Consider the following 14579-nt stretch of genomic DNA (forward strand, 5'->3'; position numbering starts at 1 on the left):
TTCCGTCAGCGTCAGGAATTTAGCGCAGCGCCTACTTCAGGAAGCTCGCGTTGAACGAGTTCAGGTCCACGTTGATGCCGTTCAGGGTGTGTTCGAACTTCTGCTGGATCCCGACGCGCATGGTGCTTGCCGTGTTCCAGCCGCCGTACTGCACGGGGGCAGGTGCCAGGTAGTTCGCGGTCCAGCGGGCGTAGTTGAGGTTGCTCGTGTCGGTATCCCAGAGGGGCACATCCGAGAATGCGGTGCTGTTGCCCATCAGCCCGGGCCACATGCCGCTGCCGCTGTAAATCACAGGCCGCACACCCAGGCTCCGCACACCATCCACCATGGCCCGGGTCACCAGGGATCCGCCGGGTTCGATGTCCAGGGCGAAGAACTGCAATTGGGACACGTACGGGCCGGCGGCCTTGATCCCGTTTTCCCAGCACGACGCGTCACGCGTGTAGACCGCGATCTTGAGTCCGGCGTCGAGCGCCATCTTCAACTGGGCCTGGGTCTGTTGCCACGGGGTGCACGTGCCCCAGGCGGTCGAGTGCATGACGTATAGCCGGAAGCCCTCGGCGTAGGCCTGCCGGAACCAGTTGGGGTCGGTGATGGCTGCGGTGGTGTCGAGCACCTTCACGGAACCAGCTTGGGGCACGACGACGGCGGGCACCGGCGCGGCGGCAGGCTGCGGAACGGCGGGAGGTGCTGGAGTCGGTGCGGCGAGCGGCGCTACCTCAGCGGCGGGTGCGGCGTTCGCGATCGGTGCGGGGGCGGCGTCGGGCGCTGTGTCGGCGGAGGGGTGAGTGCCGGTGGCACCCGTCAGTCCGAGGAGAAGCACGGCAGCGAACACGAGCATGAGTTTTTTGGGAATCAAAGGAGGCTCCTGGGTGCTGGCCTCGGGTTCAGAAACGGGCGCAGCGGGGTGTCATGAAGGCACGGGATGTGGTGCACCATGCCCGGGCCCAGTTCCCGGTCATGGCGAGGATGCCACGCAAAAGCGAACGACGTCCAGGTGCAACTCTAGGGAAATCCGGGCAGGATCGACAATTTGCAATCCACGTAGCAGTCGAGTAAAAGCAGCCACCTACCCGCGCAAGACCAAGTAGCGAATAGAGTGTCGCCGGCGTCACGCCAGGCAATAACTAAGTAGCCCCACCCAACTGACTCGCAGTAGATGTCGTTTTGAGCCCTCTAAACGACATCTAATGCGAGCTAGTTGGGCGGGGCCGCCGAAAAGGGAAGGCGCTACACGTACCCGTCCACGATCGCGGCCGCGATCTCTTTGTACGCGCGTCGGGTGTCGGGGCGCAGGACGTCCAGAGTGACCAGGTCACCGTCGGCCACTCCCCTGTCGTGCGGCACGGCAATCAGCTGGCGGCAGATCCCGGAGAGGTGTTCCTCGATGGCGTCCTTGTCCACGCGGGACGACACCTCGTCCTTGTCCGTGATCACCACGATCGCGTTGCGGGCGAGTTCTTCATAGCCGTGGCTCGCAAGCCACTGAAGGGTGCTGCGGGCACGCTTGGCACCGCTCACGGCATAGCCAGCGGCGATGATGAGGTTGTCGGCCGATTGCAGGATGCCGCTCATCGCATTGTGCGTGACGCCGGTGCCGCAGTCAGTCAGCGCAATGGAGTAGTAGCCGGAGATCAGCTCGCGAATCCGCAGGTATTCTTCGGCCGTCAATGAGTCCGAAACTTCCGGGTCCTGTTCGCCGGCGATCAGGTGCAGCCGGCCGGCGTGGTGCATGTACCGGGCCAGCGCCGTGAGTGAATCGACATTGTCGACGTTCTTGAGCAAGTCCGTGATGGTGCGCGGCGTGGCCTTTTGGTAGATACCCTCGCCCAGGGCACGCTCGACAAGGTCGCCGGAATCGGGGTTGGCGTCGATGGCGCAGGGCGGGTCGCCGCGGAATTCCGCCAAAGTGAGGCCCACGCCCACGGTGGTGGAGGTCTTGCCGATGCCGCCCTTGAGGCTCAGGACGGCTGTGTTGTAGCTGCCTTGGAGCTGGCGGGAAATGCGTCGCGCCAGTTCGTCTTCCTCGCGCTGCTTGGCGCTGGGCCCGAGATTCCAGGCGCCGCCCGTCAGCTTGTAGAGCATGCCGCGGAAGCCACCGACCGGTCGCGGCTTCTGTTCCCGCACGAAGGAACCCGGCGAAGAGATGAAGTCGGAAATCGGAGCATTGGCAGCGGCGGCGCGTCCGGCCCGTGCGGAAGCCGGGGAAACAGCGCCCGACGCCGGTGCTGCCTCCGTCGGGATCGCGCGGCGTGGTTCCGCGGGGCTTGCGTCAGCGCTGGTCGAGTCTGTTACGGCCCCGGCGGACGCGTCGGCGGCCGCTGCCGCTTCAGCCCAGGATCTGCTTTGGAGCGGGGCAGGAGTGGATGCAGGTGCGTCGGAATCGTTCGGCGTAATGATCGGCATGGTTCCTGTCCAGGGGTCACCCTCTTCGCGGCGGCGATCGCGGCGTCGACGAAGTTCGGGCTGCCCTTCGTTTGATGCAGCGGCGCTGGCTTCGTTGTCCACAGAATCCGGCATGGTCTTGTCCCCTAGGACTCGCAGCGTTGTGCGCCGCGGCTCTCGTTTAGATTGCTTCAACCAGCAATTCTAGGTGGCTACGGCCTCAAACCTGACATATGGGCCATGCCGCGCAGTTCGGACCCCGGTTTTGAGCCTGCTTTTGGGCCCGTGCCGGTTTCCACGGATGCGAGGGTGTCCGGGGCGGGGACATCGCAACTTGTGCCGGCGTCCGTGGAGCAGACGCCTGTTTCGGGCAGCTCCAAGTGGACCGTGTCGGCGGCGGCCTGGTCGCCTGCAAGGGACGCTGCCACGGAACGGACTTGTTCGTAGCCGGTGGCCAGCAGGAACGTCGGGGCACGGCCGTAGGACTTCATGCCCACGATGTAGAGGTCCTTCTCCGGGTGCGCCAGAACACGGGCGCCGTGCGGGGGCACGGTGCCGCAGGAGTGGAATTCGGGGTCGATCAGCGGGCCGAGCTCGACAGGTGCCTCGACCGCTGGGTCCAGGTTGAGGCGAAGTTCGCGCAGGATGTCCACGTCTGGCCGGAAACCGGTGCAGGGAACCACGACGTCGGCGTCCAGGGTGCGGCCGTCAGCGGCTTCGACGCTCACATGGTTGTCCAAGGTCTTGAGCGAAGAGATACCGAATCCGGTGTGCAGTTCGACTTTTCCGGCCTCGACCAGGCGGCGGAGCCGGGATCCGAGCTGCCCGCGCGCGGGCAGCCCATCGGCGTCCCCTCCGCCGTAGACCTTCTCCGCCGACGCGCCCCGGACGGCCCACAGGATCGTGGTTCCGGGTTCGTCCTTGGCGAGGTCGGCGAGGTTGATCAGGGTGTTCGCCGCGGAGTGCCCTGCCCCGACCACGAGGACCCGGCGGCCCGCGAAGGATGAGCGGTCCCGGCCCATGACATCCGGCAGGGGCGCAGAGATCCGGCCTGCGGCGGTGTTCTCGCCGATGGCCGCCAGGCCCGAGGTGCCGAGCGGGTTTCGGGTGGACCAAGTCCCCGAGGCGTCGATGACGGCTGCCACGGTGTGGTCTCGGATTTCGCCGTCCTCGTGTTCGACCCGCACCACGAATGGCGTGGTGTCACGGTCCCGGACGTGGGTTTTGTCGAGGCCGGCACGGGTGACCGCTATGACGCGCGCACCTGTCTGGAGCCGGGAGCTGATGGCCGGAAGGGCGGCCAGAGGCGCGAGGTAGTCGTCGATGAGTTCCCCGCCGTACGGGAGTGCCGTGAGGCGGGGTGCTTCCCAGCCGGACGGTTCGAGCAGGCGGACGGCTGCGGCGTCGAGGTTGAACCGCCATGGTGAGAACAGGCGGATGTGCCGCCATTGGTCGATAGCGGCGCCCGCCGTCGGGCCTGCTTCGAAGATGACAGGTTCCAGGCAGCGTTCAAGCACGTGCGCGACGGCGGCCAGGCCGACAGGTCCGGCGCCGATCACAGCGATGGGTAGTTTCTTCATTGAATCCAATCCTGTCCCCTGTTTGATCCGTGGCCTCGCTGCGTGTCGTTACGCGGCGGGGGTGAGGAACTCGATCAGGCCCTCGATGCGGGACTTGATCTCGTCCCGGATCGGTCGGACGGCTTCGATGCCCTGGCCGGCCGGGTCTTCGAGGACCCAATCCTCGTAGCGCTTGCCCGGGAAATAGGGGCATTCGTCGCCGCAGCCCATGGTGATGACGACGTCGGATTCCTTCACCGCCTCGGTGGTGAGGATCTTGGGGATCTCGGCAGACATGTCGATGCCAAGTTCGGCCATGGCTTCGACGGCGGCCGGGTTGACCTGGTCCGCGGGCTGGGAACCTGCGGAACGGACCTCAATCCGGCCCTCGCCCAGGGTGGTGAGGAAGGCCGCGGCCATCTGGGAACGGCCGGCGTTATGGACACAGACGAAGAGGACGGAGGGCTTCTTGACGGTCATGAGAGGACCTTTCGATCGGATGCGGAGGCTGGCGCGGAAGCGGGCGTGGGCACAGGCGCGAGCAAAGGCAACGAGGCAACACTCGGATAAAGGGCACGGACAAGGAAAAACCCGACGGCGCCGCCCACCAGCTGGGCGAGGATGAACGCCGGCGCGGAGCTCGGGGCGATGCCGGCGAACGTGTCGGTGATCATCCGGGCCACGGTGACAGCGGGGTTGGCGAAGCTGGTGGAACTGGTGAACCAATAGGCGGCCGTGATGTAGCCGCCGACCGCAAACCCCACCCGCTCAGGCCGCCCGGAGCGGATGGTGCCGAAAATGACCAGCAGCAATCCGGCCGTGGCGATGACTTCGCCGAGCCACAGCCCTCCCCCGGCCCGTTCATGCGTGGAGAGCGTCACGGCGTCGAGGCCGAACATCAGGTTGGCGAGCACGGTCCCCGCCAGGCCGCCGGCGAACTGGGCAGCGACCAGTGCCAGCGCGGTGGGCGTGTCCAGGATCCCCAAGGCGCGTTCCACCAAAGTGACAACAGGATTGAATGATGCCGAGACCGGCTGCAGGGCCAGGATCAACGCCACGAGCGCGGCACCGGTGGCGGCGCTGTTCTGCAGGAGCTGCAGTCCGACGTCGTTCGGCGACAGTCGCGAAGCCATGACGCCGGAGCCCACTACGGCCATGACCAGGAAGGCGGTGCCGGCGAACTCGGCCACGGCCCGCCGAACCAGCACACTCACTTGGCCTGTCCCCCGATTAAGGCCGCCAGGCCGGACAGGGCATCGGTACGGGCTCGGTAGTAGACCCAGACACCGCGCTTTTCGCGTTCAAGGAGGCCCGCTTCGTGGAGGACCTTCAGGTGGTGGCTGATGGTCGGCTGCGACAGCTCGAAGGCGTCGTTCAGATCGCACACGCAGGCTTCGCCGCCCTCGTGGGACGCCACGAGGGACATCAGCCGCAGCCGCACCGGATCACCCAGCGCTTTCAGCAGCGGCACGATTCCTTCGGCTTCGGATTCCGACAAGGGCTCCCTGGACAGCGGCGAGCAGCACGCCACCGTCTGGACGGGCGTCAACTCCAATGACATAGACACACGTAAATATTTACATTCGTCAATGTTTAAAGCAAGACCGTTTTATGCAAGGCCGTGTAACGCTACGCCGGACCGTCGTCAGCGATCGCGGCCGCCGCTGCCGTGATGCGGTTGGCCATTCCCTTGAAGATGACACCGTGGAAGGGCAGGACTGCCAGCCAGTACAGCCGTCCGCCCAGGCCCTTGGGGAAGAAGACCGCCCTTTGACGGTAGAGAGCTCCGCCGTCGGCCTCCTCGGCGCGCATCTCCAGCCAAGCTCGCCCGGGGACCTTCATTTCCGCGCGGAGGCGCAGCAGGGAGCCGCGGTCGATCTGTTCCACGCGCCAGAAGTCCAGTGCGTCCCCCGTGTTCAGCCTGGTGGGATTGAGCCGGCCGCGTCGGAGCCCGACTCCTCCGGCGATCTTGTCCATCCAGCCGCGCACGGACCAGGCCAAGGGAAACGAGTACCAGCCGTTGTCGCCGCCGATGCCTTCGATGACTTGCCACAGTTGCTGGGGAGTGGCCGTCGTGAGTTGCTGTTGGTTGTCCTGGTACACCAGGTGGCCGGCCCATTGCGGGTCGCTGGGAAGCGGATCGCTCGGAGCGCCGCGAACGGAGGAGTTCTGCCAGCTGGTTTCGACTTCTCCGCCCGACTCGCGCGCCAACGCCAGGCGAAGCGATTCCCGGTATCCAAGCAGCCCGGCGTCGGGCGGCTCGATGTATTGGTGGATGTCCTGTTCTCCGACCACGCAGTTCTGCTGCAGGGATCCGATCAGCGGCACGGCCAGGGAGCGGGGTATGGGGGTGACGAGGTTGACCCACTGGGATGCCAACCATGGGGTCAGGACGGGCAGTGCAATCACCGGTCGGCGCCGCAGGCCGGCTTCCGCGGCGTAGCCGTTCATCATCTCGTCGTAGCGGAGGACGTCCGGGCCGCCGAGGTCGAAGCTGCGGTTGAGTGAGGCCGGGAGTCCGGCGGCTGCGACCAGGTAGTACAGCACGTCGCGGATCGCGATCGGTTGGACTTTGTTCCGCACCCATCGGGGAGCCACCATAAGGGGCAGCACTTCGGTCAGTTGCCGGATCATTTCGAAGGACGCCGAACCGGAACCGATCACGACGCCGGCCTGAAGCACTATCGCGGGCACCTGCGGTTCCGCGAGGAAAATGTCGCCCACTTCCTTGCGGGATCGGAGGTGCCGGCTGAGCGTTCCTTCCGGGTGCAGCCCGCCCAGGTAGATGATCCGTCCGGCACCGGCGTCGGCCGCTGCCCGCGCAACGTTGCTAGCGCAGAGCCTTTCGGTCTCCTCAAAGGACCGCTGGCCCGATGGGCCCATCGAGTGCACCAGGTAGTAGATGGCGCCGGCCCCGGCAAAGGCCTCGCGCAGGGAGTCCACGTCCTCCAGGTCGCCGATCATCACGTCCACGCGGGCTGCCCAGGGGACATCCTTGAGCTTGTTCGCGTGCCGCACCAGGACGCGGACGTCGTAACCGGCGTCAAGCAGACGCGGGACGAGCCGTCCGCCGATATAGCCGGTGGATCCCAATACCACTGCAAGTGGATTCATTGTGCCCCTTCCGATGCGTTGGAGCCGGAAACCGGCGTCCTATGCCAGCGTAGCCCTACACCGATCCGGCCCGTTTCCGGCGGTCGTTCTTGCCGCGGAGGTCGCGGTTCAGGCGGCGGTCTCCGTGGTAGAGCAGCGACTCCCAGTCGACCTGTTCCGGGGTTTTGGGAATGATGGCCGGCGGCAGCGCTTTCGCCTTCTTGGGCGCGACGTACAGCCAGTTCAACACGCCAAGGTACATGTCCACTCCGGAGTTGGCCAGCCCGATGTAGGCCCGGATCGCGCCGGCGGCCATGACGGCGTTGAAGGCAGCGAATGCCGCATTGCCCCAGTTTCCCAGTTCCCAGTTGCGCCAAACCGTCAACAAGGAGAACGCGACGATCAAGTAGGGGGCCAGGACGTAGAGGGCCGGAGCCGCGGTACGGTCCTTGACCTTAGGGGTGCGGACGAACGGAATCTTGTCCCCCGTGAGTGCCTGCTGGAGGGACTTCAGGACGCCGGCAAGATTGACCGGCAGGAGAACCAGGTTGAAGCCATAGATCCGGAAGATGTCGCTGAACCGGTGCCCGCAGTCCCGCAGGTCGCTTCCCATGGCCAGGAAGTAGGGCAACGCGGCTAGGAAGACCAAGGGGCTGAGGAGGCGGCTGTCGTAGGGGTACGCGAGGAGGAACAGCAGCCCGAAGCTCGCCCAGGTGATCGAGGCCATGTAGTTGACCCGCAGGAGGATTTCGCGGAAGAGGAGCGGCCTGGCTTGGCCTCGGCGCTTGCGGATCTGCTCCCAGAGTTTCGGCAGGATCAACAGGCCACCGTTGGCCCAGCGCCGCCTTTGCACCACGAGCGATCCAAAGTCGGGAGGGGTGGCGCTGTAGCTGAGCCTCTCGGGGTAGTTCGCCAGGGTCCAGCCGTGCTTGCCGAGGTCCACGCTGGACTCGGTGTCTTCGATGACGGTGCGGTCCTGGATGTAGGTCCTGACTTCAAAGCCACCCACCGTGGAGATCTCGACGATGTCTTCCAGCGCGCGTTTGCGGATCACGGCGTTCGCTCCCACCCAGAACGTGGCGCCGTATTGGGTCATCCCCTGGTGCTGGATGTGCTGGATATCTGTGGTGGCGCCGGCGATGCGTTCGATACGGGTAGGCGCTCCCCGGAAGGAGGAATAGGGCGTCTGGGTCACGGCCACCTGCTCGTTGCCCGGGGATTCGAGGAGGTGGACCAGGCGGAGGCAGTAGTCGCGCAGGAGCATCGAGTCCGCGTCCAGGGTCAGGACGTACGTGGTGTCGGGGATCGAGAGCGCATCGCCGTCGTCCATTCCCCCGGGCCGCAGGACGGTACCGTCGGCCGTGTGTTCCGGATGCCAGGTCCCGCCCATAAGCGAGAGGTAGGCGTTCAGGTTCATGGCCTTGTTGGCCTCGTGGGAGAGGCTGGCGAAGCGCTTCCGCTCGAACGTGGACACCCTCGCGTTGAAGATCCAGGTGAGCCGTGCGTAGAGTTCGGCGATGCGTTCCGGGCTGGGCGAGGCCTGCTGTGCCCTGGCGGAGGTAAGGGCCAGAATCACCAGTCGTAGTTCCCGGGCAAGGCCCATGAGGACCAGGTCCACGAAGAATTCATCCACGTGGTCCTCGACGGACTCGGTCTCGGCCATTGCTTCGAGCCACTCGGCAGCGTACTGGTATTCGGCGATGAGCCGCTCCACCTCGGTGCTGGCGTCTGGCCCCGCTTCCAGGCCGGGTTCTTGATCACGACGACGGCGGTACCTCGCGTAGGCGTCGTTGACTCTCGCCGCTGGTTCCTTGAGGGTTTCCGTGATCTGACCGGCGAGCGCGCGGGTGGCTTCCAGGCGCCCCAGCACCTCGGGGTCTTCCGGGAAGGGCGGGTCGTCGAGCAGCAGCACGACGCTCAGGTCCGGGAATTCCTGCAGGACCGCGGACCACATGGTGCCGCGGACTACTTCCGGTTCTTCTGCGTAGGACGGGATCAGCACGGTGATGCCGTCGGAGTAGTCGAAGAAGTGCCGGTCCAGTTCCCCACGGGGTACGCGGCGGTGGGCGCGAAAGCGTGTCAGGGCGCCTTGGCGGGCGGTGAGGTACATCAACGCCGAGAACGTCAGGAAGGACACCACCACCAAGTAGGAGAAGGTTTCGGCGCCGAAGCGGAAGCCGGCGCCGGGGTTGTCCACCAACTGTTTGAGCACGGTCGTGACCACGTAGCCGAGCCAGGCAAGGATGGTGGTGAGGACGCCGATCCGGCCGAGGACTATCTTCCGCCGCGACGGTGCCGGATGGACGATCGAGAGCGGTTCAGATCGTTTTTCTGCGCCCCATTGACGCTTTCGGACTTTTGCGGACTGCCCGTCCGCCGTTCCCTGCTCATCGGGCCGAAGCAGCACGATCTGATCCGACATGAATCCCCATTCGCGGTCCGTGTGCCCCCAGTGGGCACGCGGCACAATGCAGGCGTAATGTGACGGCCCGCACTACAGTGCGCCCCTATGATAGGCGAACGACGTGGAGTTGGGATAAGACTCGTGGAAATGCTACGCCAAGCTGCGGAGCTGCCACTCGAGTGCGGTCTTTCCCGGACATCCGCGACGTCCTATTCGAATCCTCTGGGGGTATTTCTGTGTCGAAGCGCTTTCCCGGCCGCCGGCTGTCCGTCCTGCGGCTGGGCATCCTTTGCGTCATCGTGATCGCGGCGGTCACGGCGGGCTACCTCGGCCTCCGCAGCGTTCAGGATGTCAGTGCCGCGGCCTCCATGCCTTCGGTGTTCTCCGGCTACGTGGACGTGACGGCGACGCCGCGGTTCGCCTTCGAGGACCCGGCGGTACCCAGCGCGAAAGCCGTGGTGCTGTCCTTCGTCGTCGCCGATCCCAAGCGGGACTGCGCCCCGTCCTGGGGTGCGGCGTACAGCCCGGACCAGGCGGCCTCCGATCTCGACCTGGACCGGAGGATCGCCCGGCTCCGCCAGCTTGGAGGGGCCACAGCGGTTTCCTTCGGCGGAATGAACAACAGCGAACTCGCGGTTTCCTGCAAAGACACGAAAGCCCTGACCGACGCCTACCGGCAGATTGTTGACCGCTACGACGTCACGACGATAGATCTCGACGTCGAAGGCGTCGCCTTGGGTGACACGGCCGCCGCCGACCGACGGGCGCAAGCCATTGCCGCCCTTCAGAAGGAACGCACGTCCAGCGGCAAGCCCCTCGCCGTATGGCTTACCCTCGCGGCCGACCCGAACGGCCTCACGAGCCAAGGCCAAGGGATCGTGGCTCATACCCTCGCTGGCGGGGTGGAACTCGAGGGCGTGAACATCATGACGATGGACTTCGGCGCCAGCAAACCGGCGGCCTGGAGCATGTCCCGCGCCTCTGAATCAGCTGCGGATGCTGCCCACGGACAGCTTGCCGCCCTTTACCGCGACGCCGGAACTGACTTCGGCAGCGAAACCCTGTGGCGTAAGCTCGGCTTGACCGTCATGGTCGGGCAGAACGACATCGCCGGCGAAATTTTCACCCTCAATGACGCCGCCACCATGAACAGCTTCGTCAAGGACAAGGGCCTCGGCAGGTTGTCGATGTGGTCCATGAACAGGGACAGGACGTGCAGCCCCAACTACCCCGATTTGAGCAAGGTCTCGGACAGCTGCAGCGGAGTCGTCCAAGGCTCCCAACTGTTTTCGGCCACCCTTGCCAATGACGTGGCGCTGCCTACGTCCACTGCAGTTCCATCGTCCACGGCTACTCCTTCGAGCGGTGCCACGGCTTCCATCACCGATGATCCGGCAACAAGCCCGTATCCGGTGTGGAGCGCCTATGCCGCCTACGCCGCTGCGGACAGGGTGGTGTGGCACGGCAGCGTCTATGAGGCGAAGTGGTGGACCCGCGCCGATGTCCCGGACAACCCGGTCCTGCAGGGCGGTGCCACCCCGTGGAAACTCGTGGGTCCGGTGCTCCCGGGAGACAGGCCCAGCCCCAAAGCAACGGTGCCTGCGGGAACCTTCCCGGCCTGGGTGCCGGAAACCGTCTATCACAAGGGCGACCGCATTCTCTTTGAAGGATCCGCGTTCGAGGCCAAGTGGTGGACTCAAGGCGACAGCCCGGAAGCCGCAGTCCAGGGCGCCCCGGACTCCCCCTGGGCAAAATTGACCCCAGCCCAGATCTCCACTCCATCCCCCACCGCGCCGAGTTCCTGAACCTGAACTTACGCGCGAACTGGCAGCCCGCTCCCTCCGGGCATCTACTGCCAATTCGTGATGGAGTTTTACCGGATCATCGAGTCCGGGGGCATGGGGAAGGGCTCGCCACCAACACGGTCAGCAACCTGGTGCAGCAGATGGTGACTGCGGGCCCGGTCGAACGCACCCCTCGGCCGGGTGACCGCAAATCGGGACACGGCCGTAGCGGATTGGCGTTATGGTTCCTAGCGTCGCAGGGCGATGACGACGACCACCACGGTCGCCAGAGCGAGGATTCCCAGCCCCACGTACGCGAGCACGTGAAGGCGCTGCTTCCGAATTTCCCGCTTCGATTCGCGAGCCGACAGCCCAATCATCTTGTTCCCCATACCGGGAACAGTACGCCGCAATTGTTTCGCTCGGGCAACAAACGGGATAACTCCTACGAAGTTCCCAGACGGCAGCCTCTGGCCGGAATTTGTGGCCCCTTCGCTATACTGACATCTGAATACTTGTTCATACGTTGGAGGTCCCGTGGCTGCCCGTGAAGCCGTCGATGAATGCGGCGTGAAACTTGTCGACCGGGACAAGGTCGAACTCGTCCGCGCGTCCCTGCCCTCGGATCATGACATTGCCGAGCTTGCTGATGTGTTCTCGCTATTGGGCGATCCGGGACGCTTGCGTCTGTTGACGTCCCTGCTGGAAGGCGGGGAACTGTGCGTGTGCGACCTCGCGGCGACGACGGCGATGAGCGAGAGCGCGGTCAGCCATGCGTTGCGGCTGTTGCGCGCCCACCGGGTGGTTTCCGTTTCGAGGCGCGGCCGGATGGCTTATTACCGGCTGGATGATGCCCACGTCCGGATGCTGCTGGACCTGGGCCTGACCCACACCGGCCACACCGTCGCCGTTCACCCCGAGCGCACGGCTCGTTCCAAGAAGGACAGTGCCCAGTGAGCACCAACCACACCCACGACTCCCCGGGCAACACAGCCAAGCACCACGGCCACAGCCACGCGATAGCGGCGGACGCGGACCGGCGCTATCTGGTGATCGCGTTGGCGTTGATTGTCGGGTTCATGGTCGTCGAGGTGATTGTCGCGGTCGTTTCCGGGTCCTTGGCGCTGCTGTCGGACGCCGGGCACATGCTTACCGACGCCGGGGCGATCGCCGCCTCGCTGTGGGCGATCAGCCTCGCGGCCCGTCCGGCGCGGGGAATCTGGACGTTCGGGTTCAAGCGCGCGGAGATCCTCTCCGCCGCGGCCAACGGAATCACTTTGCTGGTCATCAGCGCCCTCGTGGCCGTGGAGGCCATCCACCGCCTCGTTGATCCGCCTCCGGTCGAGGGCGGTCCGGTCCTGGTCGTCGCGATCTTCGGGGTGATCGTGAACCTCGTGGCGGTGTGGGTGCTGGCCAAAGCCAACCGGTCCCGCCTGAACGTGGAAGGATCCTTCCAGCACCTCCTGACCGACCTCTACGGATTCATTGCGACGGCGATCGCCGGGCTCGTCGTCCTGACCACCGGTTTTACCCGTGCAGACGCGATCGCTTCCCTCATCGTGGTGGCCCTGATGCTGCACGCCGCGTGGGGGTTGCTGCGGGACTCCGGGAGGATCCTCCTGGAAGGCGCACCCGAAGGTGTGGACCTGGACCAGGTCAGGAAACACCTGCTCGAAACCGGGCATGTGCACGATGTCCACGATCTGCACGTCTGGACAGTGACCTCGGACCTGCCTGCTCTCTCCGCGCACGTTGTCCTGGACGAGAGCTGCTTCCACGACGGACATGCCCCGCTGATCCTTGATGAACTGCAAAGCTGCCTCACCGGGCATTTCGACGTCGAACACTCCACCTTCCAGCTCGAACCCGCCGGCCACGCCGTCCACGAAACCGGAACGCACTGATGACCACTCCCCTGCCTCAGCAAGGAACCAAGGACCGCGTGATCTTGTTGCGCCGCGGGTTGCGGCTGGAATACGCGACCCTGGGCTGGAACGTGGTGGGCCTCGGCGTCCTGGCAGCCGCCGCCATCCAGGCCGGTTCCCCGGCACTGGCGGGTTTCGGCCTGGATTCCCTGATCGAGATCTTCGCTTCGATGGTGGTGGTGTGGCAGCTCAAAGGTTCCCACAAGGAGCGCGAAGCCCCTGCGATGCGACTGATCGGGATAGCCTTCGCAGTGCTCGGCGCCTACTTGCTCATCCAGGTGGCCGTCGTGTTTGCCACGGGAGTCCGCCCGGCCACGTCAGTTCCGGGGATCGCCTGGACGGCCCTGACCTTCGTGGTCATGCTCGCCCTGGCGTGGGGCAAAATCCGCACGGGTCACCGCATGGGCAATCCGGTGCTCAGCGCGGAAGGAAAAGTGACCCTCGTGGACGCCTACCTGGCGGGCGCGGTGCTGGCCGGGCTAGCACTGAATGCCCTGTTCGGCTGGTGGTGGGCCGATCCCCTGGCGGGAGCCGTGATCATCTATTACGCAGCCCGGGAGGCCGGTCACGCCTTCAAGCACACCGCTTAGTGCTGCGCTTGCGTCTCCTGGAGCCGCTTGATGAACCAGCGTGATTGCTCGGGTCCGTAGGGAAGCACCGGGATGGCTTTGGTAGCGTCCGACGGCGTGTCCCGGATCGACTGCCTGGCCTGCCGGACCGCTGTGGACATGGTGTTGGCCATGGTCTTCACGAACTGGTCGCTGCACGGCTTGCCGTGGCCGGGGATGAGGAACTCGTAGCGGTGGCGCAAAGCGGAGATGTGCCGCAGTGCGTCGGCCCAATCCTCCGGGTAGGAGTCCTCGAACGAGGGATGCGCACCTTGTTCCACGAGGTCGCCGGCGTAAAGGGTGCTGGGCGTGCCGACCAGGAGGTCGCCGTCGGTGTGGCCACGGCCGAGGTAGAACAGAGTCGCGGTGAGGCCGCCGAGGTCAACCAGCACAGGCTGGTCCTTGACGATCGCGTTGGGAATGACGATCTCGACGGCGTCGCCCTGGCCCGCGGCCATCTCAGGTTCCGTGGCGGCGACGAAGCGGCGCTGGTGGTCGCCGTCGTCGTCGATTGTCGCCGCACAGTTGACGTGCCCCCAAAACTCCGTGACGCCGTCGTCGGCAAAAACGGCGTTGCCGAAGTAGTGGTCGTAGTGGGCGTGGGTGTTCACGACGACGAGCGGCAGCTGGGTCTTTTCGCGGACGGCGGCGAGGATCTGCTTGCCCTGGCGGGGGCCGCAACCGGTGTCGATCACCATGGCTCGTTCGGTTCCTACAACGAGGCCCGTGTTGAGCAGGCACCCTTCGGTCTCCAACACGTAGTTGTTAGGGCCGACTTCGAGCCATGCTGACATTGTTTCTCCGTCTGATGCGTTCCGGCA

14 protein-coding genes are annotated in these 14579 nt (G+C 65.4%); 4 read left to right on the forward strand and 10 right to left on the reverse strand.

Translation table 11 applies throughout. The annotated features are described in order from the left end of the window. Positions 1-31 precede the first annotated feature (31 nt). From OIT41_RS16185 to OIT41_RS16220, 8 genes are all read right to left on the reverse strand, one after another. Complete coding sequence (locus OIT41_RS16185) at positions 32-859, reverse strand: hypothetical protein (RefSeq protein ID WP_264636826.1); 828 nt, start codon at positions 857-859, stop codon at positions 32-34. 371 nt (positions 860-1230) lie between these two features. Next, positions 1231-2520, reverse strand: a complete 1290-nt coding sequence (locus OIT41_RS16190; RefSeq protein WP_264636827.1) for a MinD/ParA family protein — start codon at positions 2518-2520, stop codon at positions 1231-1233. Between the two features lie 77 nt (positions 2521-2597). After that, positions 2598-3965 carry an NAD(P)-binding domain-containing protein gene (locus tag OIT41_RS16195; RefSeq protein ID WP_264636828.1) on the reverse strand — a complete coding sequence of 456 codons (1368 nt, stop codon included), beginning with the start codon at positions 3963-3965 and terminating at the stop codon, positions 2598-2600. Positions 3966-4013: 48 nt separating this feature from the next. Further along, positions 4014-4424 carry an arsenate reductase ArsC gene (locus OIT41_RS16200; protein ID WP_264636829.1) on the reverse strand — a complete coding sequence of 137 codons (411 nt, stop codon included), beginning with the start codon at positions 4422-4424 and terminating at the stop codon, positions 4014-4016. Continuing rightward, positions 4421-5158 (reverse strand): aquaporin, encoded by a 738-nt coding sequence (locus tag OIT41_RS16205; protein WP_264636830.1) that lies wholly within the window; start codon positions 5156-5158, stop codon positions 4421-4423. Before OIT41_RS16205 ends, OIT41_RS16200 begins: the two co-directional genes overlap by 4 nt. Then, positions 5155-5505, reverse strand: a complete 351-nt coding sequence (locus OIT41_RS16210; protein ID WP_241707149.1) for an ArsR/SmtB family transcription factor — start codon at positions 5503-5505, stop codon at positions 5155-5157. The genes OIT41_RS16205 and OIT41_RS16210 overlap by 4 nt, the downstream gene beginning before the upstream one ends. 68 nt (positions 5506-5573) lie before the next feature. Beyond that, positions 5574-7058 (reverse strand): SDR family oxidoreductase, encoded by a 1485-nt coding sequence (locus tag OIT41_RS16215; RefSeq protein ID WP_264636831.1) that lies wholly within the window; start codon positions 7056-7058, stop codon positions 5574-5576. A 55-nt stretch (positions 7059-7113) separates the two neighbouring features. Then, positions 7114-9459 (reverse strand): glycosyltransferase family 2 protein, encoded by a 2346-nt coding sequence (locus tag OIT41_RS16220; protein WP_264636832.1) that lies wholly within the window; start codon positions 9457-9459, stop codon positions 7114-7116. 218 nt (positions 9460-9677) lie between these two features. Here OIT41_RS16220 and OIT41_RS16225 point away from each other — a divergent pair, with 218 nt between their 5' ends. Next, positions 9678-11246: a chitinase gene (locus tag OIT41_RS16225; RefSeq protein ID WP_264636833.1), complete on the forward strand. Its 1569-nt coding sequence runs from the start codon at positions 9678-9680 to the stop codon at positions 11244-11246. A gap of 227 nt (positions 11247-11473) precedes the next feature. Here OIT41_RS16225 and OIT41_RS16230 read toward each other — a convergent pair whose 3' ends face one another. Then, positions 11474-11617, reverse strand: a complete 144-nt coding sequence (locus OIT41_RS16230) for a hypothetical protein (protein WP_241706989.1) — start codon at positions 11615-11617, stop codon at positions 11474-11476. Between the two features lie 145 nt (positions 11618-11762). Here OIT41_RS16230 and OIT41_RS16235 point away from each other — a divergent pair, with 145 nt between their 5' ends. Genes OIT41_RS16235 through OIT41_RS16245 form a run of 3 tightly spaced genes read left to right on the forward strand, consistent with a single transcriptional unit; the run spans position 11763 to position 13740 of the window. Further along, positions 11763-12182, forward strand: coding sequence for an ArsR/SmtB family transcription factor (locus tag OIT41_RS16235; protein ID WP_264636834.1), 420 nt, complete (start codon positions 11763-11765; stop codon positions 12180-12182). Then, positions 12179-13129, forward strand: coding sequence for a cation diffusion facilitator family transporter (locus OIT41_RS16240; protein ID WP_241706988.1), 951 nt, complete (start codon positions 12179-12181; stop codon positions 13127-13129). Before OIT41_RS16235 ends, OIT41_RS16240 begins: the two co-directional genes overlap by 4 nt. Then, the gene (locus tag OIT41_RS16245) at positions 13129-13740 is read left to right on the forward strand and encodes a cation transporter (RefSeq protein ID WP_264636835.1); all 612 of its coding nucleotides are present in this window, start codon (positions 13129-13131) and stop codon (positions 13738-13740) included. The genes OIT41_RS16240 and OIT41_RS16245 overlap by 1 nt, the downstream gene beginning before the upstream one ends. Here the strand turns inward: OIT41_RS16245 and OIT41_RS16250 are convergent. Next, positions 13737-14552, reverse strand: a complete 816-nt coding sequence (locus OIT41_RS16250; protein ID WP_241706980.1) for an MBL fold metallo-hydrolase — start codon at positions 14550-14552, stop codon at positions 13737-13739. The two genes, OIT41_RS16245 and OIT41_RS16250, sit on opposite strands and share 4 nt — an antisense overlap. Positions 14553-14579: the final 27 nt, after the last annotated feature.

Origin of the sequence: Arthrobacter sp. YA7-1, assembly GCF_025960325.1 — a bacterium.
In the GTDB taxonomy this organism is placed as follows: Bacteria; Actinomycetota; Actinomycetes; order Actinomycetales; family Micrococcaceae; genus Arthrobacter; species Arthrobacter bambusae_A.

What these genes read in the sequence shown, in the direction of transcription:
- OIT41_RS16250 (WP_241706980.1), bottom strand. Translation starts at nt 14,552, where the DNA reads ATGTCAGCATGGCTCGAAGTCGGCCCTAACAACTACGTGTTGGAGACC.
- OIT41_RS16220 (WP_264636832.1), bottom strand. Translation starts at nt 9,459, where the DNA reads ATGTCGGATCAGATCGTGCTGCTTCGGCCCGATGAGCAGGGAACGGCG.
- OIT41_RS16190 (WP_264636827.1), bottom strand. Translation starts at nt 2,520, where the DNA reads ATGCCGGATTCTGTGGACAACGAAGCCAGCGCCGCTGCATCAAACGAA.
- OIT41_RS16210 (WP_241707149.1), bottom strand. Translation starts at nt 5,505, where the DNA reads ATGTCATTGGAGTTGACGCCCGTCCAGACGGTGGCGTGCTGCTCGCCG.
- OIT41_RS16215 (WP_264636831.1), bottom strand. Translation starts at nt 7,058, where the DNA reads ATGAATCCACTTGCAGTGGTATTGGGATCCACCGGCTATATCGGCGGA.
- OIT41_RS16195 (WP_264636828.1), bottom strand. Translation starts at nt 3,965, where the DNA reads ATGAAGAAACTACCCATCGCTGTGATCGGCGCCGGACCTGTCGGCCTG.
- OIT41_RS16230 (WP_241706989.1), bottom strand. Translation starts at nt 11,617, where the DNA reads ATGGGGAACAAGATGATTGGGCTGTCGGCTCGCGAATCGAAGCGGGAA.
- OIT41_RS16245 (WP_264636835.1), top strand. Translation starts at nt 13,129, where the DNA reads ATGACCACTCCCCTGCCTCAGCAAGGAACCAAGGACCGCGTGATCTTG.
- OIT41_RS16200 (WP_264636829.1), bottom strand. Translation starts at nt 4,424, where the DNA reads ATGACCGTCAAGAAGCCCTCCGTCCTCTTCGTCTGTGTCCATAACGCC.